The 19944-nt window shown below is 64.7% G+C and carries 27 protein-coding genes and 1 pseudogene; all 28 read left to right on the top strand.

Translation table 11 applies throughout. From position 1 onward, the window contains the following. Position 1 precedes the first annotated feature (1 nt). The 28 genes and pseudogenes from BMZ43_RS00220 (at position 2) to BMZ43_RS00085 (ending at position 19941) form a co-directional block, all read left to right on the top strand. The gene (locus tag BMZ43_RS00220) at positions 2-1222 is read left to right on the top strand and encodes a phage portal protein (RefSeq protein WP_093248889.1); all 1221 of its coding nucleotides are present in this window, start codon (positions 2-4) and stop codon (positions 1220-1222) included. After that, positions 1206-1850, top strand: coding sequence for an HK97 family phage prohead protease (locus tag BMZ43_RS00215; protein ID WP_093248887.1), 645 nt, complete (start codon positions 1206-1208; stop codon positions 1848-1850). Before BMZ43_RS00220 ends, BMZ43_RS00215 begins: the two co-directional genes overlap by 17 nt. Further along, a complete protein-coding gene (locus BMZ43_RS00210; protein WP_093248885.1) occupies positions 1847-3067 on the top strand; it encodes a phage major capsid protein in 1221 nt (406 codons plus the stop codon). Before BMZ43_RS00215 ends, BMZ43_RS00210 begins: the two co-directional genes overlap by 4 nt. A gap of 54 nt (positions 3068-3121) precedes the next feature. Further along, complete coding sequence (locus BMZ43_RS00205; protein ID WP_093248883.1) at positions 3122-3391, top strand: DUF7302 family protein; 270 nt, start codon at positions 3122-3124, stop codon at positions 3389-3391. Then, positions 3391-3690, top strand: a complete 300-nt coding sequence (locus tag BMZ43_RS00200) for a head-tail connector protein (RefSeq protein ID WP_093248881.1) — start codon at positions 3391-3393, stop codon at positions 3688-3690. The genes BMZ43_RS00205 and BMZ43_RS00200 overlap by 1 nt, the downstream gene beginning before the upstream one ends. Beyond that, positions 3690-4013 carry a phage head closure protein gene (locus BMZ43_RS00195; protein WP_093248879.1) on the top strand — a complete coding sequence of 108 codons (324 nt, stop codon included), beginning with the start codon at positions 3690-3692 and terminating at the stop codon, positions 4011-4013. Before BMZ43_RS00200 ends, BMZ43_RS00195 begins: the two co-directional genes overlap by 1 nt. Before the next feature lie 9 nt (positions 4014-4022). Then, a complete protein-coding gene (locus BMZ43_RS26390; protein ID WP_177344755.1) occupies positions 4023-4193 on the top strand; it encodes a hypothetical protein in 171 nt (56 codons plus the stop codon). A 3-nt stretch (positions 4194-4196) separates the two neighbouring features. Then, complete coding sequence (locus BMZ43_RS00190) at positions 4197-4688, top strand: HK97-gp10 family putative phage morphogenesis protein (protein WP_093248877.1); 492 nt, start codon at positions 4197-4199, stop codon at positions 4686-4688. After that, positions 4681-5067, top strand: coding sequence for a DUF3168 domain-containing protein (locus tag BMZ43_RS00185; RefSeq protein ID WP_093248875.1), 387 nt, complete (start codon positions 4681-4683; stop codon positions 5065-5067). Before BMZ43_RS00190 ends, BMZ43_RS00185 begins: the two co-directional genes overlap by 8 nt. 47 nt (positions 5068-5114) lie before the next feature. Next, the gene (locus tag BMZ43_RS00180; protein ID WP_093248872.1) at positions 5115-5609 is read left to right on the top strand and encodes a hypothetical protein; all 495 of its coding nucleotides are present in this window, start codon (positions 5115-5117) and stop codon (positions 5607-5609) included. A gap of 39 nt (positions 5610-5648) precedes the next feature. After that, on the top strand, positions 5649-5984 hold the full coding sequence (locus tag BMZ43_RS00175) for a hypothetical protein (protein ID WP_093248869.1): 336 nt from the start codon (positions 5649-5651) through the stop codon (positions 5982-5984). 318 nt (positions 5985-6302) lie between these two features. Further along, on the top strand, positions 6303-6626 hold the full coding sequence (locus tag BMZ43_RS00165) for a hypothetical protein (protein ID WP_093248863.1): 324 nt from the start codon (positions 6303-6305) through the stop codon (positions 6624-6626). 40 nt (positions 6627-6666) lie between these two features. Next, positions 6667-9840, top strand: coding sequence for a phage tail tape measure protein (locus tag BMZ43_RS00160; RefSeq protein WP_093248861.1), 3174 nt, complete (start codon positions 6667-6669; stop codon positions 9838-9840). Between the two features lie 43 nt (positions 9841-9883). Continuing rightward, entirely contained in the window at positions 9884-10468 is a 585-nt protein-coding gene (locus tag BMZ43_RS00155) for a hypothetical protein (RefSeq protein ID WP_093248859.1), read from the top strand. Next, positions 10468-11067, top strand: coding sequence for a hypothetical protein (locus BMZ43_RS00150; RefSeq protein WP_007159400.1), 600 nt, complete (start codon positions 10468-10470; stop codon positions 11065-11067). The genes BMZ43_RS00155 and BMZ43_RS00150 overlap by 1 nt, the downstream gene beginning before the upstream one ends. A gap of 31 nt (positions 11068-11098) precedes the next feature. Next, on the top strand, positions 11099-11308 hold the full coding sequence (locus tag BMZ43_RS00145; RefSeq protein WP_093248856.1) for a hypothetical protein: 210 nt from the start codon (positions 11099-11101) through the stop codon (positions 11306-11308). Positions 11309-11365: 57 nt separating this feature from the next. Next, on the top strand, positions 11366-11764 hold the full coding sequence (locus BMZ43_RS00140; RefSeq protein WP_093248851.1) for a DUF6950 family protein: 399 nt from the start codon (positions 11366-11368) through the stop codon (positions 11762-11764). After that, positions 11761-13720 (top strand): annotated as a pseudogene (locus BMZ43_RS27095) (host specificity protein J); the annotation flags it as partial. The gene BMZ43_RS00140 and the pseudogene BMZ43_RS27095, both read left to right, overlap by 4 nt. 245 nt (positions 13721-13965) lie before the next feature. Then, a complete protein-coding gene (locus BMZ43_RS27090; protein ID WP_371913848.1) occupies positions 13966-15822 on the top strand; it encodes a phage tail tip fiber protein in 1857 nt (618 codons plus the stop codon). Next, positions 15822-16097, top strand: coding sequence for a hypothetical protein (locus BMZ43_RS00125; RefSeq protein WP_093248846.1), 276 nt, complete (start codon positions 15822-15824; stop codon positions 16095-16097). The genes BMZ43_RS27090 and BMZ43_RS00125 overlap by 1 nt, the downstream gene beginning before the upstream one ends. Before the next feature lie 122 nt (positions 16098-16219). After that, complete coding sequence (locus BMZ43_RS00120; RefSeq protein WP_143075219.1) at positions 16220-16813, top strand: hypothetical protein; 594 nt, start codon at positions 16220-16222, stop codon at positions 16811-16813. Between the two features lie 56 nt (positions 16814-16869). Next, the gene (locus BMZ43_RS00115; RefSeq protein WP_093248838.1) at positions 16870-17556 is read left to right on the top strand and encodes a pyocin knob domain-containing protein; all 687 of its coding nucleotides are present in this window, start codon (positions 16870-16872) and stop codon (positions 17554-17556) included. A gap of 2 nt (positions 17557-17558) precedes the next feature. Then, positions 17559-18044: a hypothetical protein gene (locus BMZ43_RS00110; protein ID WP_177344754.1), complete on the top strand. Its 486-nt coding sequence runs from the start codon at positions 17559-17561 to the stop codon at positions 18042-18044. A 10-nt stretch (positions 18045-18054) separates the two neighbouring features. Then, the gene (locus tag BMZ43_RS00105; RefSeq protein WP_093248834.1) at positions 18055-18255 is read left to right on the top strand and encodes a hypothetical protein; all 201 of its coding nucleotides are present in this window, start codon (positions 18055-18057) and stop codon (positions 18253-18255) included. A 114-nt stretch (positions 18256-18369) separates the two neighbouring features. Further along, complete coding sequence (locus tag BMZ43_RS00100) at positions 18370-18843, top strand: hypothetical protein (RefSeq protein ID WP_058790561.1); 474 nt, start codon at positions 18370-18372, stop codon at positions 18841-18843. After that, a complete protein-coding gene (locus BMZ43_RS00095; RefSeq protein WP_093248832.1) occupies positions 18843-19268 on the top strand; it encodes a ubiquitination-like system serine protease family protein in 426 nt (141 codons plus the stop codon). The genes BMZ43_RS00100 and BMZ43_RS00095 overlap by 1 nt, the downstream gene beginning before the upstream one ends. Further along, the gene (locus tag BMZ43_RS00090; RefSeq protein ID WP_256562840.1) at positions 19265-19678 is read left to right on the top strand and encodes a hypothetical protein; all 414 of its coding nucleotides are present in this window, start codon (positions 19265-19267) and stop codon (positions 19676-19678) included. Before BMZ43_RS00095 ends, BMZ43_RS00090 begins: the two co-directional genes overlap by 4 nt. Then, positions 19675-19941, top strand: a complete 267-nt coding sequence (locus BMZ43_RS00085; protein ID WP_093248829.1) for a hypothetical protein — start codon at positions 19675-19677, stop codon at positions 19939-19941. Before BMZ43_RS00090 ends, BMZ43_RS00085 begins: the two co-directional genes overlap by 4 nt. Positions 19942-19944: the final 3 nt, after the last annotated feature.

The raw sequence follows: 19944 nt of genomic DNA, 5'->3' as shown, positions 1-19944 counted from the left end.
TATGGCATTTCGTTGGTACAACCCACTCAGCTGGCAGTTCTTCGGCTACAGCGACCCAAAGACCGGGGACTATGTCGAGGTCGACATGGAGGTCGGCGGCCGGCGCACTAAGTCAGGCGTGCGCGTCACCGCCAAGACCGCGATGTCGATTGGCATCGTCTGGTCGTGCGTGAAGATCCTCAGCGAGTCCACAGCCGGGCTCCCGCTCAAGCTGTACGACGACCAGAGCGGCCGGCGCGAGCTGGTGAAGGGCAGCGACCGGATGCTCAGGCTACTCCGCAAGCCCAACCCCTACATGACCCGGTCCAACTTCCTGAAGGCGGTAGTGGTGAACATGGCGCTGCGGGGCGCTGCCTTCGCCGTGATCGAGCGAGTGGACGGCGAGACCGGCGAGCCTATCGGCTTCATCCCGTTCAGCGCTGACCAGGTTGAGGTGAACACTGACGGCGACCTGATCTATTGGGTCACCGCTGGCGGTTCGCGCTTCCCGGTGTCCCCCGAGAACATGCTGCATTTCAAGCTCTTCAGCAGCGACGGCATCAACGGTCTTTCGCCAGTCGAGCACCAGGCCGAAACCATGGGCCTGGCCAAGGCTGCCCAGGACTGGTCAGCACGCTTCATGCGCAAGGGCGGCTTCACCGGTGGCTATGTCATCTACGAGCAGTTCCTGACCAAGGAACAGCAGGTGCAGGTGATGGAGAAATTCCCCGACGTGCGCAAGGGCGACGTCGAGGACATCGGCAAGATGGCCATCCTTCAGGGCAACCCCAAGATCGTCCCGGCTGGTATGTCGCAGAAGGACAGCCAGTTCATCGAGTCGCAGCAGTTCCAGGAAGAGGCCCTGGCCGGTATCTGGGGCGTGCCGCTGCCGCTGGCCAACCGAGCCAGCAAGACCTCGATCATGGGCTCGAACCTCGAACAGCAGCTCAGTTTCTTCGTCACCTTCGGGCTGATGCCGTACCTCAACGCGATCGAGGACGAGCTGAACGACAAGCTGTTTGGCAACAAGACGCGCTTCGTCGAGTTCGTGGTGGAGGGGCTGCTGCGCGCGGACAGTACGGCGCGGGCGAGCTATTACCAGGCCGCGCTCGGCGGCTCCGGCGGATCCGGGTGGATGACCACCAACGAGGTCCGCGAGAAAGAAAACCTCACGCCCCTGGTGGGCGAGCAATACGACCGGGTAACCCGGTGGGAGATGCAGACCAATGCTCAGCAAAGTTGAGTGCCCCTTCGAGCTGAAGGAGGTGACCGATGCCGGCTATTTCGAGGGCTACGCCTCGGTCTTCAACAACGTGGACCTGGGCGCCGACGTGATCCTGCCGGGTGCCTTCGTCAAGGTGAAGACCACCCGCGCCGGCAAGCTGAAGCTGGCGCTGTTCCACGACCTCACCCGGCTGATCGGCGCGGGCGACTTCCAGTCCGACGACCACGGCCTGTTCATCAAGGGCCAGATCAACCCGCGCGTCAGCTACGCCCGCGACGCCCTGGAGCTGATGAAGGACGGCACGCTCGACAGCATGTCCATCGGCTTCAACACCCTGCAGGACAGTATCGAGGAGCGCGACGGGCGCCGGGTGCGGGTCATCAAGCAGGCAGAGCTATGGGAGGCCTCGGTGGTGCCGTTCGGCATGAACCCGGCGGCCCAGATCACCACCGTGAAATCGGACATCAGGCTTTTCGAGAGTGCCTTGCGCGAACGCATGGGGCTCTCGCAGAAGGAAGCGGCGGCAGTCGCTTCGCTCGGCTATCCCGCGCTCCACCGTGACGGTGGCAGCGAGGCCACGGCGATCGTGGATGAGCTGAAAGACATTTCCCAACTGTTCACCCACCATTTCGGAGTATCGCCATGAGCGAAGTGAAAGAACTGCGCGAGTCCCTGGACCGCCAACTGAAGGAAGGCTTCGGCGGCCTGCAGCAGAAGTACGACACCGTCATCCAGAACCAGGAGAAGGGCGAGACCGTCTCCAACGAGATGAAGCGCCAGATCGAAAACCAGAAGGGCGAGATCGAGCGCGTCATCGAGCAAGTCCAGAAGCTCGAAGAGAAGGGCGTCCGCCTGCGTGGCCAGGCCGGCGAGCAGAAGTCCTTCATCGACCTGGTGAAGGGCAACGACGCCTACAAGGCGCTCTCCGCCAAGCAGCAGGGCGCTGCCGAGATCGAGATCAGCAAGGGCGACATGGCCGCCATGTCCGAGACCAAGGTCACCAGCGCTGGCCTTGTTCCGGCTCAGTTCGATCCCATCATCCAGGATCGTCCGCGCCAGAGCCTGGTGATTCGCGACCTGATCCCCACCACCCCCGTCGACGGCCAGGCCTACAGCTACTTCGTCGAGAAGCTGCACACCCGCGGCGCCGGCATGGTCGCTGAAGGCGGCCTGAAGCCATCCAGCAACGTCACCTTCGAGCAGAAGACCGACAACATCCGCAAGATCGCGGTGTGGATGCCGGTCACCGACGAAGCGCTGGACGACATCCCGCAGCTGTACAGCTACATCCAGGAGCTGCTGCGCTATGACCTGAAGCTGGTCGAGGAAGGCCAGATCCTGAAGGGCGACGGCACCGGCCAGAACCTGAACGGCATCATGACCCAGGCCTCGGCCTTCGACACCGCCCTGGCCAGGGGCAGCGACACGGCCATCGATACTGTGCGCCGTGCGCTGTACCAGGTTGGCAAGCAGTCCAAGCGCCAAGCCGATGCAGTGGTCATGACCGACCTCGACTGGATGAACATCGAGCTGCAGAAGGACGCGGACAACCGCTACCTCTTCGCCAACCTGCAGGGCCTGGTTTCTCCGGTCCTCTGGGGGCGCCCGGTGGTCGTCTCGGAAAGCATGGACGAGGGCGCTCCGGCGGCCGGCCAAACCGCTGCCACTGGCGGCGAGTTCCTGGTGGGTTCCTTTGCCCAGGGCGCGCGTCTGTACGACCGCATGGGCTTCACCGTGAAGGTGGGCTGGATCAACGACGACTTTGTCAAGAACCAGCGCGTGGTCCTGGTGGAAGAGCGCCTCGGCCTGGCCGTGCGCCGTCCCTACGCCTTCGTGAAGGGCCGCTTCGCCGCGGCTTCCTGATCGTAGCCATCCCTGACAGGGGCCTTCGGGCCCCTTTCTCGTTTGAGGTGATCCATGAAAATCCTGATTCTGTGGGGCTTCGAGGGTAATGCCGAGTTGCTCAAGGCCGATACCTCGCGTATTCGCGCTGGCCAGACCTTCGACGATGTCGACGAAGAGTACGCGCATCAGCTGATCGGCAAGGGGTTGGCCGAGGAGGTCGGCGAAAGCAAGCAGGCCGCGCCGAAGACCACCAAGCCGGCCAAGCCCGACGAAAACAAGGGCGGCAAGGCGGACAAGGCTGATGCCGACGCCGGGGCCAAGAAAGACGGCGAGGGCGCGTGATGATCGAGCTATCCCGGGTGAAGTTGCACCTGCGCGTCGACCACGACGAGGAGGACGCGCTGATCCAGGGGTATCTCGGCGCGGCCCAGGCGCACGTCGAGCAGCACTGTGACCGGACCCTGGTGGAGGCCAACCCCACCGGGCCGGAGCAGATGCTGCTCACCAAGGACGTCGAGCACGCCATCCTGCTGCTGGTGGGCCACTGGTACGCCAACCGCGAGGCGGTCGTCATTGGCACTATCGCCTCGGACGTGCCGCTCGCCGTTGACCGTCTGCTCTGGTACAGGAAGCGATTCTGATGCGCGCCGGCCCCATGCGTCACCGCCTCAAGCTGCAGACCCAGCAGCGCGTGAAAAACAACACCGGCGGCTTCACCGAGACCTGGGTGGACTCTCCGGACAAGCTCTGGGCAGAGATCACCATCCCCACCGGCCGCACCGCTCCGGTCGCCGAAGGGATGAGCGTCTCGGTCACCGCCGAGATTCGGACCCGGCCCCGGGCTGATATCCAGGTCGGCTGCCGCTTGGTTGGCAAGCACACCACCTACCTAATCGGCGCCGCGCTGCCGGACAACGACCTGTCCATGCTGCGGCTGCTGTGTTCGAACGTTCCCAATCCGTAGGAGATACCCATGAAAGTCAGAGCCCTGGCCAGCCTGTCTGGCGCTGTCGGTGATCGCGAGCCCGGCGACGAGTTCGACGTGAAGGCCGAGGATGGCCGCCAACTGATCGAGCGCGGCCTGGTGGTGGAGGTGGACGCCAAGACCACCAAGCCAGCGCCCAAGGCCGAAGAGAAGGCCTGACCGATGGCGCGGCGTTCACGGGTCATCGGCGACTTCAAGCTCCGGCGGACGCTGCGCAACATCCACCAGACCATGGACAACCAGCTCCGTCCGGCCATGCAGAAGTCGGCGGACCAGATCCTGGAGACGATGCGCGAGCTGATCCCCCGGGACACTGGCGCCGCCGCCGAGGCGCTGGAGGCCTTCGTAGCCCGCAGCGGCCTGGACGCTCAGGTCGGCATCCGCGGCAAAAAGAACAATCGGAAATTCTTCTACCTGAAGTTCATCGAGTACGGGACCAAGGGCTACACCGGCGGCAAGCGCTCGGGTAACCGCAACCGTCGCGACACGGTGAAGACTGACGGCACCCACTGGTTCGGCAAGCACCCGGACATCCCGGCGCGCCCGGCCCACCCCTGGCTTCGTCCCGCTATTCAGGTCAACCGCGAGGTGGTGCTGGCCAATATCGCCGGCGCCATCAACGAGACTCTGCAGCGAGCCGCCAACAATGCCTGACCCATCCGTAGCACTGCAGGCGGCCCTCTATGCCCGTCTGACCGCCGAGGTGTCGGCGCCGGTGTACGACGGCGCGCCGCTCGACACGCCTATGCCCTACGTCTCCATCGACCGCGAGGTGGTGAAGAACACCCGACCCATCTCCGGCCGACGGCGCGAGGAGCGTCTGATCTACCTCAGCGTCTGGTCCGACGCCCTGGGGCAGGCCGAGGCGAAGCGGATCGTCGGCGAGATCATCGACGCGCTGGATGAGCGCCGGATGGACCTAGACGTCGGTCGCGCCGTATCGGTCCGGGTTATCGACTCCGACACCCAGCGTGATGAGGACGGTGTGACCTACATGGGGTCCGTGACCGTTCGCGTCATCACCACTCACTGATTCACCCCCTGGCCATCGTGGCCACCACCGCGCCTTTGGAGGAAACCATGGCCGAAGACAACCTCAACACGGCGGCAGGCTGCCGCTTCTACCTTGGCACCAAGAAGGCCGCCGCCACCCAGACCGAGTTCGAGGGTGACACCTACGTCGAGGTCGGCGAGATCGAAGACCTGGGCGAGTTCGGCGATACCTTCAGCTCGGTGAACTTCACCTCGCTGAAGAACGGTCGCGTACGCAAGTACAAGGGCACCGCCGACGCCGGCGACATGACCCTGACCATCGGCCTGGACAACGGCGATGCCGGCCAGACCGCCATCAAGGTTGCCCACAAGGATCGCAGCAAGGGCGACTACAACGTCAAGGTTACCCTCAACGACGGCGACCCTACTGCCACGCCGGTGCTAAAGCCCACCACTTTCTACTTCCGCGGGAAGGTGATGAACAACACCGTGGCCCCGGGCGCCGCCGATAACGTGGTGCGCCGCAACGTTACCATCGCCATCAACTCGGACGTGCTGGAAATCCTGCCGGCCGCCTCCTGACCCGTGGGGCTTCGGCCCCACCCCTGACCGAGACCCATCATGAGCAAGACCCTGCATGGCAACGTGGATCTGGAGATCGACGGCGAGACCTACCAGCTACGGCCGACCCTGGCGGCGGTGCGCGCGATTGAGTCCCGCTTCGGCGGCCTGCGCGGCGCTGCGGCTGGCCTGCACGGCACCAGCGTGGATGCCGTGGCGATCATCATCGCCGCCGGCGCCAACCTGACCGAGAAGCAGGCCGAGGCGCTGCCGGAAAAGGTCTGGCAGCACGGGGTGACTGCCCTGGTACCCGAGGTCTACAAGTTCCTCGGCGCGCTGTACAACCCCCGCGGTGACGACCTGGGAAAGCCAAGCGGGACGGAGTCAGCGCCGTAGAAGAGGGGAGCTACGTCGACAGGCTGTATGCGGTAGCCACCGGCTGGTTGGGCTGGTCGCCGCAGCAGGCCTGGCACACGCCGCTCCCTGAACTCTTTCTCACGCTGGACGCCAGGATCGAGTGGACGAAGATGGCGAACCCATTCGGTGGGGGCCGGGCAGCTACCCCCGAGAAGCCCAGGCCGACGACCATCGCGCAGAAGATCCGGGCGGCGCTGACCGGCAAAACCGAGAGGGGTGAGTAAGTGCATCCAGTTCGGTTGTGACCGCCCCCCGGCATCGTCTTTACTGGTAGCTCCTTCCAATGGAGTTACAAAAATGCGTGCAGTGTTTCTGGTTCTCGGTCTGGCGATGGCCTCTGGCGCGGTCTGCGCCCAAGACATATCGCAACAGGCTCTGAGCAAATGCAAAGGCGTCTCAGAGGTTGCCGAGCAAATCATGCGACAGCGCCAAAGCGGCGTGAAGATGTCAGACCTGATGGATAAGGTGTCCCAAGGCAGAGAGGTAAACCCGATACTGGCTGGGATGGTTACTGGTGCATATCAGAAGTCTGCATTCTCCACAGATGAATATCGGGATAAAGCCGCTTCTGAGTATCGAGATAAATACTACACGGCCTGTATAGGCATGTTGAATAAGTAAAAAGAGCCCGCTTCGGCGGGTTTTTTATTGGAGTTAGATAATGGCCGCGACTGATGTTCAAGGGATGCTGGTTCGTATCGAAGCAACGACCGCTCAGTTGCGGCAGGAGATGCTTCGTGGCGACTCCGCGGTCGGTCAATCAGCTGACAGCATCGATAAAAGTCTGAGCCGTGTAGATAAAGCATTTGACCGCACCGGAGCGAATGCTGGCGGCCTACAGTCCGCCATAAGCTCGGCGTTTGGCGCCGTCAGCATTGCCACGGCGGGCGCGGTCGCTGGACTTGTGGCGATTGCCACCAGCACTCTCGAATACGCGAAAGAAGTAAAAAACCTCGCCGCCCTATCTAATACCTCTGTTGAGGACTTCCAGAGGCTCGCTTATGCGGCGCGCACTGTAGGAGTAGAGCAAGACAAGCTGGCAGACATACTCAAGGACACGAACGACAGGGTTGGGGAGTTTCTCCAGCGTGGCGGCGGGGAAATGGCTGACTTCTTTAAGGAGATTGCGCCTCGGGTCGGAGTTACTGCTGAGCAGTTTGCAAGGCTGTCCGGCCCCCAAGCTTTGCAGCTTTATTATTCCTCTCTTGAAAAGGCAGGTTTAAATCAGCAGCAAGTTACTACCTATATGGAGTCTATGGCCGACGAGGCCACGGCGCTGATACCGCTGCTCAAGGACTCTGGGAAAGCGTTTCAGGAGCTCGGTGATCGGGGCCAGTACGCTGGCGGAATCCTGTCCGGCCTCGACATTGAGCGAATGGTTCAGGTCAACCAGTCAATTGTCGATCTGAAAGCATCCTTCACCGGGGTAACGCGCCAGCTGGTGTCGGGAATGCTGCCGGGAATCGAAAGCGTCACCCAGCGCTTGCAGAGCATGTCGGACAACGGCGGGGCCCGGGCGCTAGGCGAGGCGATCGGGTTTTTGGCGGAGAACATCAACCTGGTGATTGCGGCCCTTGGCGCCCGGTCAGCAGCCGCATTCGCCGGCTACATCGCAGGAATGGCTAAAGCCGCGGCGGCCAGCATCTCTTCCGAGGTGGCAGCGACTCGCCAGGCAGCAGCCACCCTGCAGGTGGCTATCGCTCAGCAGCGCGCAGCAGAGACGGCCACTATCCTGGCCGCGCGCGAGGCGGTTGCGGCCAGAGGCACGGCGGTCCAGACCGAGATGGCCATCCAGCACGCCGCTGCGCGCCAGACGGAGGCAGCGGCCATTGCTCGCGTGGCAGCAGCGCAGGCCGGACTTCGCAGCGTTGCCGGTACTGTGATGGGGATCCTGGGTGGCCCGGTCGGCTTGGCCGCTCTCGCCCTGGGCGCCGGTGCCGCCTTCCTGACCATGAGCAGCAACGCCAGCGCCGCGAGCGTCAGCGTCGAGCAGTTGAAGCGGCCGATCCAAGAGCTGCGCCAGGAGTTCATCGCGCTCAACAAGGATCAGCGCCAGGCCCTGCTGGTCACGACCATGCGTCAGCAGCAGCAGGCGACCGAGGATGCCGATGGCGCCTTCAAGGATCTGCTTGGCACCATCAAGCAGCAGGCAGGCGCCACGATTGCGGGCCGGATCACCCAGGAGCTGCAGAGCGCCAGACAGTCCGGCAAAGGCCTCGACGACACCCTGACCGATCTGCAGAAGCGCCGGATCATCCCTGAGTCGGCCATGGGCGACCTGCGGGTCGCTGCCGGCAACCTCGACACCCTGGACAGCAAGAGCCGGAAACTCGCAGAGACCCAGGCGGTGTACAGCAAGGAGCTGAACGCCAACACCGAGTCGCAGAAGAAGAACACCGATCAGAACCAGGCCGGCATCAACACGGCTACCCAGCAGCTCCAGACGCTGCAGAAGCAGCTCAACACGCTCAAGGACAAGACCACGCTGGAGGCGGCCGAGCGGGTCATCGCCGAGAACAACATCGACACCCAGGGGGAACTTGCGCAGCAGCTTCGGCAGGTGGCCAGGGACATCGACGCCCAGAAGGACGCCAAGAAGGCGGACACCCAGGCGACGAAGGAAGCCACCTCGGAGCAGACGAAGCTCAACCAGCAGCTCAAGGAAGCGGCGGACGGCTACAAGCAGCTGAAGCAGCAGTTCGACCCGGCGGGCGCGGCGCAGGACGACTTCGCCAAGAAGACCGCCGAGCTGGAGCTGCTGCACAAGAACGGCAAGCTGACCCAGGAGCAGTACGCCCAGGGCGTCAGCTGGCTGAAGCAGCAATTCGACACCGCCATCGCCTCGGCCAACGGCCTATCGGAAGCCCTGAAGTACCAGGCCGATCTGGAGCGCCAGCTGGCAAATGCCAAGGCGCAGTACGACCTGGACGCCGCATCGGTTGGCATGGGCGACCAGGAGGCCCAGCGCATCCAGGCGCGCCTGCAGCTGGAGCAGCAGACCAACGACAAGGTGCTGCAGCTGCGGACCGAGCTGGCCACTGCCACCACGGAAAAGCAGCGGCAGGAGCTGGAAAAGCAGATCGCGCTGACCCAGGAGTATGGCGCCAAGCAAGCCGACGCCATGGTGGAGGGCTACCAGAAGGTCGATCAGGCCCAGGCCGATTGGTCGAACGGCGCGAAGGCCGCCTTGGAGAATTACCGCGACAACACGGCCAACGTGGCTGCCCAGACGCGGGACCTCTTCGACGACATGTTTAGTGGCGCCGAGGATGCCCTGACCGAGTTCGTGAAGACCGGAAAGCTGTCCTTCAAAGACCTGGCTGACTCGATCGTCGAGGACCTGATCCGCATCCAGATCCGCAAGGCTCTAGTGAACGCGGTTGGCTCAGCGGCTGGCTCGTCCAATTCCTACATCGCCGCGATCGGGTCCTTCCTGCAGCAGGCGAAAGGCGGCGCCTGGGATGGCGGCGTGCAGAAGTTCGCCAAGGGCGGCGCCTTCACCAATGGCCTATTCGATCAGCCGACGCGCTTCAGCATGGCGGGCGGTGGTCTGGGTGAGCTGGGCGAGGCAGGTCCTGAGGCCGTCATGCCACTGACCCGGGGCCCGGATGGATCGCTTGGGGTCGTCGCTCATGGCGGCGGTGGTGCCGGAGAAACCAGCCTGGCTTTTGGCGGGGTAACTCAGCACATCTCGGTTGGTGGAAACGCGGATGCGGCGACGATTGCGCAGGTGCGGCAAGCGGCGCAAGAGGGTGCCAAGGCCGGTTATGACCTGGCGCTGCAGGATGCCAAACGCAATGGTCCCCTGATGCAGATGATCCGCAAGCAGAAGTAACGCCGGCGCGGTCCCGCGTGCGGCCCTATCGCTGGAGTAACAGATGGCTCTCGAATGGCCTGAATCGCTGGAATACACCGAGGCGACGTGGGGCCTCGCCTACAACAATCGAGCCTTCACCTCGACGCTATCGAATGCCCAGCAGATCGTTGGCTATCCTGGCGCCTATTGGTTGTGCACGCTGAACTTCGGTGTGCTCTACCCGGAGGACGAGCGAGAGCTGACGTCCCTCCTAGGCCGCCTCCAGGGCATGTTCGGAACCGTGAAGATCCCGGCCTTCACTCGCACCCGGACCGACAACATCGGCGCGCCGAAGGTAGCCCAGGCCAGCGCCCAGGCGACCTTCATGCAGCTCAATGGGGTGACGGCCAGCGCCAAGGTCTTCAGCCGGGGCGACTACGTCACCGTGGCCGATGAGATGTTCGAGGTAGTGGACGATGCCACGTCGAACGCCAGCGGCCTGGTGACGCTGAACCTGAACAAGCGGATCCGCCGGGCGATCGCCGCCGGCACCGCTGTGGAGTACCGCAACCCCTACGCCGTGATGCGCCGGGCCGACGACACCCACCAGGTCAACATCCAGCCGGTGGTTTCCAACGCCAACCTGGCATTCCGGGAGGCCTTCTGATGGCGTCCATGTTCCCCTTCAGCCAGCGCGTCATCGACATCATCGCCCAGGGCAACTTCTTGGCAGTCATGGCGGTGCAGCTGGATTTCCCGGACGGGATGGTCTTCGCTCACACCGGCACTGGTGACCTGGTGATCGATGGCATCACCTACACCGGCGTCGGCCAGTTCGGGGAGGTCGGCCAGGCCCAGGAGAGCAGCAACAGCGGCTCGCCCATGTCCATAGACCTGACCCTGAACGGCTTGGACAGCACCATCATCCAGGAGACCAGCGTGAAGGGCTGCCGGGGGCGCCAGGGCAAGCTGATGTTCGTGGTCTTCAACCAGGCCGGCGAGTACGCCGCTGACATCCTGTTCTCCGGGCGGATGGACGCAGCCCAGCTGTCCTACGCCGGCAACGGGGAGGACGGCAACAAGATCACCGTCCCGCTGATTGATCGGATGGCCGAGTGGAACCGCACTGGCACCGAGCGCTGGACCGATGAGAACCACCGAGCGCGCCACCAGGGCGATCGCTTCTTCTACGCCGTGGCGCAGATGTCCGAATGGCCCATCTACTGGGGCGCCAGCAAGGACGCGCCGCCCTTTACCTACGAGTGATAGGGTAGGCAACCAGATCCAGGAGGCCGCCATGACCAAAATTCGAATCACCGATGACGAAGGGAATCAGCTTGAGCTCGATGAGAGCTGGACCTTCGTAATGGCAGACGCCGGTCCCTATTTGCGAAAGGGGAGTTGCAAGGTTCCCCTGAACTACTCGCTGCAGACTACGGCGCCGCGAATGTCCGCCGCCGAGCTGCAAGAGATCCGCCGGCTATGCGAGTCGGCCAATAGCGCCTGATCCGTCACCTGTAATCCCGAACCCGCTCCGGCGGGTTTTTTCATGCCTGGAAGAAACATGCGCTACCGCGACTGGACCACCCGACTGAACGACACGATCAAGGCCGCCTCCGAGCGGCCTTTTTCATGGGGCGAGTTCGACTGCTGCCTGTTCGCCGCCGACTGCGCCCTGGCGGTGTGCGGCGTCGATCCGGCGGCCGACTACCGCGGACAGTACGACAGCGAGGCCTCGGCCAAGCGCGCCCTGAGCAAACGCCACGGCAGCCTGGAGGCGGCCTGGGATGCCTGCTTCTCGCGGGTGAACCCGGCCTTCATCCAGCGTGGCGACGTGGCGCTATACCAGGGTCCGAACGGGCGCGGGGTGGCGGTGTACTGGGCCGGCGAGTTCTGGACGTCGGTCGAGATCGGCGCCGCGCGCGTTGAGTGTGATCCTGAAGTGGTTTGGAGAGTTGAATGAGCAAGGGCGTCGGTAAGGTCGGCCAGGTAGCCATCGGCGCCGCGATCGGCTTCATGCAGGGCGGCCCCTGGGGCGCGGTGATCGGCGCCGGCCTGGCGCTGTACTCCGCCAACCAGCAGGAGAAGTTGGCGGCCAAGTCGAATCTGCGCGAGAGCGAGCCGTCCGCCCAGACCGTTCGGTCCAGCAAGGCGCCGACTCGCTACATCCTCGGTCGCGTGAGCACCGGCGGCGTGCTGGCCTGGGCCCAGGAGCAGGGCGGCGCTGATGCGGATGGCGAGTGGCTGCACCTGGTCTATGTGCTGTCCGAAGGCGAGATCGACGGCCTGGAGGATATCTTCCTGGGCGAGGAGAGCATTGCCACCTTCGCCGAGCAGGCCAGCTACGAGCTGATCGTCAACCCGACCCAGGTCAACACCTTCCTCAAGACCCACTGCCCGGACTGGAAGGACTCCCAGATCGGCCGTGGCCTGAGCTTCGTGCGTCTGTCGCTTCGCTACAGCGCCGAGAAATTCCCCAGCGGCCTGCCGGACGTGCGCTTCGTCGTGCGCGGCCGCCGCGACATCTACGACCCGCGCTCGGGCGCCAGCATCTACACCGAGAACAACGCGCTCCACATCCTCTGGTTCCTGCGCAATCGCTGCCATGTGCCAGACGACGAAATCGTGTTCGAGACCTTCGCCAGCGCGGCCAACGTCTGCGACGAGTTCACCTCGAACCCGGATGGCACCGGCAGCCCGCGCTACCGGACCGGCTGCGTCATCGGCGCCGACGAGTCGCGCACCCAGGTGCTGCAGAAGCTTGAGGCTTCCTGCGCCGGCCAGCTGATCCGCGTCGGCGGCCGCTGGATGCTGCAGGCAGGCGCCTACTACGGCCCAGCCGACTTCACCATCACCGAGGACATGGTGATCGGCACCGTCACCGGCACCACCGAGCCGAGCAACGACGCGGTGATCAACACCGTGCGCGGCACCTTCATGGACCCGAAGCAGTCCTGGACCGAGACCGACTACCCCGAGGTGGTGGTGGCCGAGTGGGTGCTGGAGGATGGCGGCGAGGCGGCGGAGACCCTGACCTTCTCCTACGTCAACGATCCCTACCAGGCCCAGCGCCTGGCCAACATCGAGCTGCGCCGCCGCCGGGCGGGCGGCACCATCAGCCTGCCCATGAACTTCGCGGGCTACAACTGCCGCCCGGGGCGGGTGGTGCGCCTGGATCTGCCGTCGCTGAACATGTCGGGCGAGTTCATCGTCACCGACTGGAGCATGGGCACGCAGGAGGCCTGCACCGTATCCCTGCAGCAGTACGAGCCGGCGATCTTCGACGACGCCGTGGGCAAGCCCTACAACCCGATCGGCTTCATCAACCTGCCTGCCGGCGGCCTGGGCTCGCCGACCGATCTGAAGTGGACGCCGGATGCCACCGCCGAGGTGGTGCAGGGCGTGCTCAGCTGGACCCGCCCGGCCGGCATCGTCAGTGGCTACGCCGTCACCGTTCGCCAGGGCACGGCCGTGGTGCAGGCCCAGCAGTTGCCCGAAACGGCGGTGACCTGCCCGCTGAGCGGCTTGCCCTCGGGCAACTACGTCATGTCGGTGGCCGCGGTAGGCCCGCTGGCCCGCTCGGGTGAGGTGAGCATCACCGTCAGCATCGGCGGCCCGCCCATCCCTGAGTCCGTGTCGGTCCAGTCGTCGATCGACTCCATCACCTTGGTGCCGCGCAACAGCGCCGGCCTGAACGGTGGAGATTACGAGTTCTACTTCAGCACCAACCCCCAGGCGACCGAGCGGGATGGCCAGTACCTGGGCCGCGGCATGACCTTCACCCACACCGGCCTGGCTTTCTCGACGGCCTACGCCTACTTCGTGCGGTCGCGCAACGCCTACGGCACCAGCGCCTTCCTGAAGATCATCGCCTACACCTCGAACGACGTGTCGGCCTACCTGGCGGCGCTGAGTGGCCAGGTCAACCAGAGCCTGTTGGGCCAGGAGCTGAGCCAACAGATCGACAAGATCCCCGTGATTGAGTCGGACCTGGCCAAGGAGCGGAGCGACCGTGCTGCGGCAATTGTCGGTGAGCAGCAGGACCGCGCCGCCGCGTTGCAGCAGGAGGCCCAGGCCCGCGCCGATGGGCTGGCGGCCGAGGCGTCCGCCCGCAACCAGGCGCTGATCAACGAGGCGACCATCCGCCAGTCTGCCGATGAGCAGATGTCCAGCCGCATCCAGGGCGTCTATGCCCAGGTCAATCCGCCCATGGCGGGCGGCAGCTGGGCGGCTGGTTCGCCGGCGACCTATGCGGGCGTCTGGTCCGAGCAGTTCGCCCGGGCCCAGGGTGATGCCGCCGAGGCGCTGGCGCGGGACACCCTATCCGCACAGCTGCGCGGTGGCTATACCGGTACCGATCCCAACCAGGTGACGTCCGGCCTGATCTACCAAGAGCGCCGCATTCGCCTCAGTGCGGAGCAGGCGCTCAGCCAGCAGATCAGCCTGGTATCGGCCGGGGTAGGGGAGCAGTTCGACTCCGGCGTCATCTGGTTCTTCGACAGCGGCGTCGACGGCTGGACCGGCAACGGCACGCCGACGGCCTCCGGCGGCTTCTTGCGCCCGGCCAATGCCGCGCTGGCCAGCGTCTACAGCCCGGCCGGCCTGGCGGTGAACGCCGATACCTACCGCCAGGTGCGCTTCCGCATCCGGCGGACCGGCAGCCCTTCGTGGAATGGCCGTCTGTACTGGGGTGACAACTGGGTCAACTCGATGGCGATTGATGCGCCGACGTTCGACGTCAACGGCGTGTCCACCGTCATCATGAACCTGGCCTGGACCGGCTCGGTCAACCAGATCCGTCTGGACCTGGGTAGCCAGGGCGCTGCCGACTTCTATGAGTTGGACTGGGTGGCTATCGGCCGCGCTTCGCCGGGCGCCAGCTACGCCGCCCTGAGCGCCGAGCAGACCGCCCGCGCCTCGGCCGATCAGGCCCTGGCGCAGGACATCAGCACCCTGACCGCGCGCGTCACCGATCCGAAGACGGGCAACACGGCGCTGTCGTCGGCCGTGGACAACCTCACCGGGCGCGCGGACAACACTGAGGCCGGGCTTTCAGCGGTTACCACCCGGGTCAGCGGCATCTATGCCCAGGTGAACCCGCCGCTGGCTGGCGCCAATGACTGGTACGCCGGATCGCCTACGGTGCTAGCCGGGGTCTACAGCGAGCAGTTCGCCCGCGCCGAGGCTGACAATGCCCTGGGCAAGCGGATCGACACGGTCACCGCCACAGCGGCCGGCAATGCCGCGGCCATCACCAGCGAGCAGACCGCGCGGGCCAACGCCGATGGCGCCCTGGGGCAGCGGATCGACACGGTGCAGGCCGCCACGGGCGATAACAAGGCGCTGATCCAGGCCGAGCAGACCGCCCGAAGCAACGCCGACTCGGCACTGGCCAACCGGATCGACACTGTCCAGGCCACGGCGAACAACGCGTCGGCTTTGGTGCAGTCGGAGCAGACTGCCCGGGTCAACGCGGATAGCGCGCTCGGCAAGCGGATCGACACCACCCAGGCTTCGCTCGGGGATACCAACGCCAGCGTCCAGCAGATCAGTCAGGCGCAGATCGCAACGGACGGCAAGGTCAATGCCACCTGGTCGGTGAAGCTCGGTGTTTCCGACGGAGGCACTTACTACATGGCGGGCATCGGCGTGGGGATCGAGCCCAATGGCGGCGGCGCGGGGCTGCAGTCCACCATAGCTGTGGCCGCTGATCGCTTCGTGGTGCTTGGCCCTGGCATCGACGGGCGCGGCCGGTCGTTCTTCTCGGTGGTCGACAACAAGACCTACATCGATACCGCCTTCATCAACAAGGCGTACATCGTCGATGCGTTCGTTGGCCGGACAGTGCAATCGCAGCGACTGACTGACTACGGGCAACCGGTCCTGACGATCGACTTCAATCGAGGAGCTGTAACCATCCGCGATTTCTCGCAGAACGGCGCTTACACCAACCAGGATGAGAACGGCTTCTCTATGGTGGCCGGCGGCGTGGAACTGGTGAAGATCGGGAGGCTGAGCTGATGGCGGCAGGTGCAGTAAGGCTGCGCGATGAACAGGGGCGGATGATCTTCGATTCGGAGAGCTTTTCGAACCGGGTCGTCTACTACGAGCGGTTGCAGATGAGCTTCGGCACTGACGTGACCCGCACCATTCCGGACCTGGGGGACATGAGCATGATCTGGGTCGAGAGTGAAGGAGCCCTGCCGCCGTACTCGGTGAATGGCAACACGGTCTACGTCCGAGGGATCGGGCAGACCCCTATCCAGGTGACCATCATGGCGATGTCGTTCGGATGAGCAGTTTCGGAGTGAGCATTCGGGGCAGCTCGCGACAGCTGATACTGGATCAGCAGAACGGGGTCCTGCACGTCGTTCGCCGCGGTACGTTCAGCATCGACTCGGGTGCCACAGGTGGCCGGATGTTCGTCGGCTTTTCCTCGGCCATCCAGACTCAGGAGAAGCCGCACGTCTTCGCTCAGATCAGGCCATTCGCCGGCCCGAGCGGCGCGGTGCTGCTGGCGTATGACGTGCGGATGGAGGGTGGCCCGGGCAACTGGACGGGGTTCAGCTTCGCCGCCCTGGGCAATGTCAACGGCACCACCAGCTGGCGCTACGTGGCGAGCCTGTCCAACCCGCCCGCCTCATCGGCACGATTTGGAATGCGGCTGAGGCGACAGTCCGACAACCAGGTGCTATTCGATACCGGCTACCCGTGCATGCGGTACCTCTTCGCTACCCGGGCCTGGAACGTCTCGAACCGGCGCGAGGGGGCAACCCGCTACTGGGCTTGGGACACGGCTGTGGCTTACAGCGTGCGGGCCGACGCCTATGTGATGCTGAACACCATCGTGACGCCCACGGACGGCATCGCCGGCTTCGACGCGGTGTACGTGCCCGCGCTCTACGTCTACCAGAACCGGGCCCGCTTCACGATGCAGATCACCGGCGAGAATGGCTCGAACCCCAATTACATCCAGCCTGTGATCTACGCGATGCCCACCGACGAGTGGTGACAACCTTCTGACCCTACAGCCCGCCGCGCGCGGGCTTTTTTATGCCTGGAGAAATCATGGCGAAGCAAACCATCAACTTTGGCAGCGCCAGCGATGGCAGCCAAGGGGATACCGCTCGCGCGGCGTTCACTAAGATCAACGCAAACTTCGACGAGGTATACCCGGCCCTCGACACAAAGGCGCCATTGACAAGCCCTGCATTTACCGGCACGCCCAGCGCCGTCACTCCAGCTCTAGGTGACAACTCCACCCGCTTGCAAACGACTGCTGGCGTCTTAGCGCAGATACAAGCCTATGGGATAGGGAATGCCACAGCGCCTACGGTAACGGACGCTAGTGCGGTTTCGAACGCAGGTCTTTATCGGGTCCTTTTTTCAGCCGCAAATATTCCGATCGGCACATCTGGCGTCTTGCAGCACTACGCCTATGACGCGAGCTCCTATACCCAGATTTTCGCGCCATCCGCTTCTGCCACCACCCGGCTCTTTGCGCTGAACAAATTCGGTGCTGGCAGCCGTACGCCTTGGCGAGAGGTGGCCATGCTGGATAGCCCCTCTTTCACCGGGTCTCTGCAGTCAGCGGGTCCAGTACGCCCTGGCCAGTACACGATGAGCAGCCTGCCGAGTGCATCAGCGTTCTCTGGTTACGAGATCGACGTAACCGATGCCGCGGGCGGAGCCAAGCGCTGTCGCAGCGACGGCACCAACTGGAAAATCCTCAACACTACTACCACGGTATCTTGAACATGGCCCTGACCGAACGTACTCGTCCTTACGAAACTCTGATCCGCCACCACGACAACGGCACTATCGGTGCCCATCACGTACAGATCACCGAGATCCTGCGCGACAAGGTCATCATCAGTGCCTCGATCGGCGAGGCGCTGCCGCTGGCAGTTGCCGAGGGCCAGAACGGCCTCAAGCTGTCCGATGTCATCGGACAGGCCGCCGCTGCCGCGCTCACCCAGGTGCAGACGCTGCAGGGCCAACTGGCCGCGACTGCCGCCGAGCGTGACGAGCTCTCCAAGCAGGTAGAACAGGGCGCTGGCCTGGGTGATCAGGTGCAGGCGCTCCAGCAGCAGGTGGAGACTGCCCAGCGCGCTGCTGCCGATGCTGCCGCCGCGCTTCAGGTCGAGAAGGACACTGCTTCGTCCCTGCGTGCCCAGGTCGGCCTGCTTCAGCAGCAGCTGAACGCCGTGCTCGGTCTGAACCCGTCCAACCCTTCCGCCTGAGGATCTCGCCATGCGCTATGTCGTGCTCGCACCGTTCTACAACCCCGATGGATCGATGGAGTTCGCCACCGAGGAAGAGGCTGAAGCCAAGGCCATGGAGCTGCTCAGCGGTAACCCTGCCCTACAGGTCCGCACTGCTCAGTTACTGAAGAGCTTCAGTGCCCAGGTGAAGGTCACTGCTGCTGCCATCAAGGCCGATCCCGCTGACTGATCCTCACGATCGTGAGGAATCGCGCCTAGCTGGCCGATCAAGTCGCCGCAATCCTCACGACCATGAGGACAAACAACCCGCCCAGAGCGGGTATTTTTTCGCCTGGAGAAAGCCATGGCACTCGACATCATCCAGACCGGCGCCATTGCTCCGGCTTTCGCGCTGCTGCCTGCCAAGATGGCCGGCAAGCGCGCCACCGTCATGCTGCTGGGCATTGGCCTGCAGGAGTCCCGACTCCAGTTCCGGCGCCAGATCGGTGGACCGGCCCGCGGGTTGTGGCAGTTCGAGCAGGCCGGCGGCGTCCGCGGCGTGCTGACCCATCCCGCCAGCCGGCCGCACGCACTGGAGGTCTGTGCCGCCCGTGATGTCGAGCCAACCGCCCCGGCGGTCTACGAGGCCTTGGAGCGGGACGACGTCCTGGCCGCGGCCTTCGCCCGCCTGCTGCTGTGGACCGATCCCAAGCCGCTGCCGGCCCTGGGCCAGGTGCAGGAAGCCTGGGACCTCTACGCCCGCGTTTGGCGCCCGGGCAAGCCGCACCCGCAGACCTGGGAGGCAATCTACGCCCAGGCCCTGGCCGCGGTGCAGTGATGGGCGCCTTCGTCGCAATATCCCGCTGCCTGGCTTCGCCGGAGGGGTCCCCGGATCAGCTGGCGTTCTTCTGCGGCGGCTGCAACATGCCGCACTCCATCAAGGTCGGAGCCGGCCCTGGCCCTCGCTGGGGCTACAACGGCAACCCGGAAACCCCGACCTTTACCCCGTCGGTTCTTGCGCGCACCACCAGGGCGCCAGATGGGAAGGATGTCATGACCGATGAGGAAGAGCGCGAGCATGACGCGATCTATGCCTCTGGCGGCTTCGAGGCTGTCGTACGGAGCCGCTTCGGACTGATCTGCCATTCGTTCATCACGGACGGCCGCATTCAGTACCTTGGCGACTGCACCCACCATCTCGCTGGGCAGACCGTAGAGTTGCCCGATTGGGAGCAGTCCATGGCAGCTTGGGGTGAGTCGTGAGCGCGCTGCTGGAGCAGTACAGGGTGGCCATGCTCTGGTCCGCCGCTGTCGTGTTGCTCGCCCTGGGCGCGCTGGCAGGCGCCGGCGCGGCCTACTGGCTCACCGCCGACCACTACCGGCCCATCGTCGAGAAGCTGCAGGACGAGGTGACAGCTGCGGCCAGCACCCTGGCGTCCTGCCGCACCACAAGCAGCACGCTGGAAGGGCAGGTCGGCCAGCAGAATCAGGCCCTGGCCGATCTGCGCCTGGCCGCCGAGAAGCGCTCCAAGGATGCCGAGCCGATCCAGCAGCAGGCCGCCAAGGCAGCCGGCGAGGACTACCAGGCAGCCAACCGCCTGCAGCAGGAGCGCACCGGGGGCGACCCGGCGGCGGCCGCCGCGGCCATCATCGACAGGGAGCTGGGCCTATGAGGTGGATCATCGTGGGATTGATGGTCGCGCTGGCAGGGTGCGCTGGCCAGCCCGCTGTCGAGCTTGAGCCGCGCGTGGTGCGGGTAGAGGTGCCGGTCCAGGTGCCGTGCCGGGTGAAGGCACCAGCGGTGCCGGCCTGGGCGGCGGAGGGGCTGCGCAAGGAGGACAGCCTGGAGGTGAAGGTGAGGGCGTTGCTGGCTGAGCGCCGGCAGCGGATCGGCTACGAGCGCGAGCTGGTGGCAGCAGTGGCCAGCTGCCAGTGACTG

This window comes from Pseudomonas sp. Snoq117.2 (genome assembly GCF_900110545.1).
Taxonomy (GTDB): Bacteria; Pseudomonadota; Gammaproteobacteria; order Pseudomonadales; family Pseudomonadaceae; genus Chryseomonas; species Chryseomonas benzopyrenica.
Note: the sequence above shows the minus strand (reverse complement) of the source record. Positions and strands in the feature narration are given on the sequence as shown.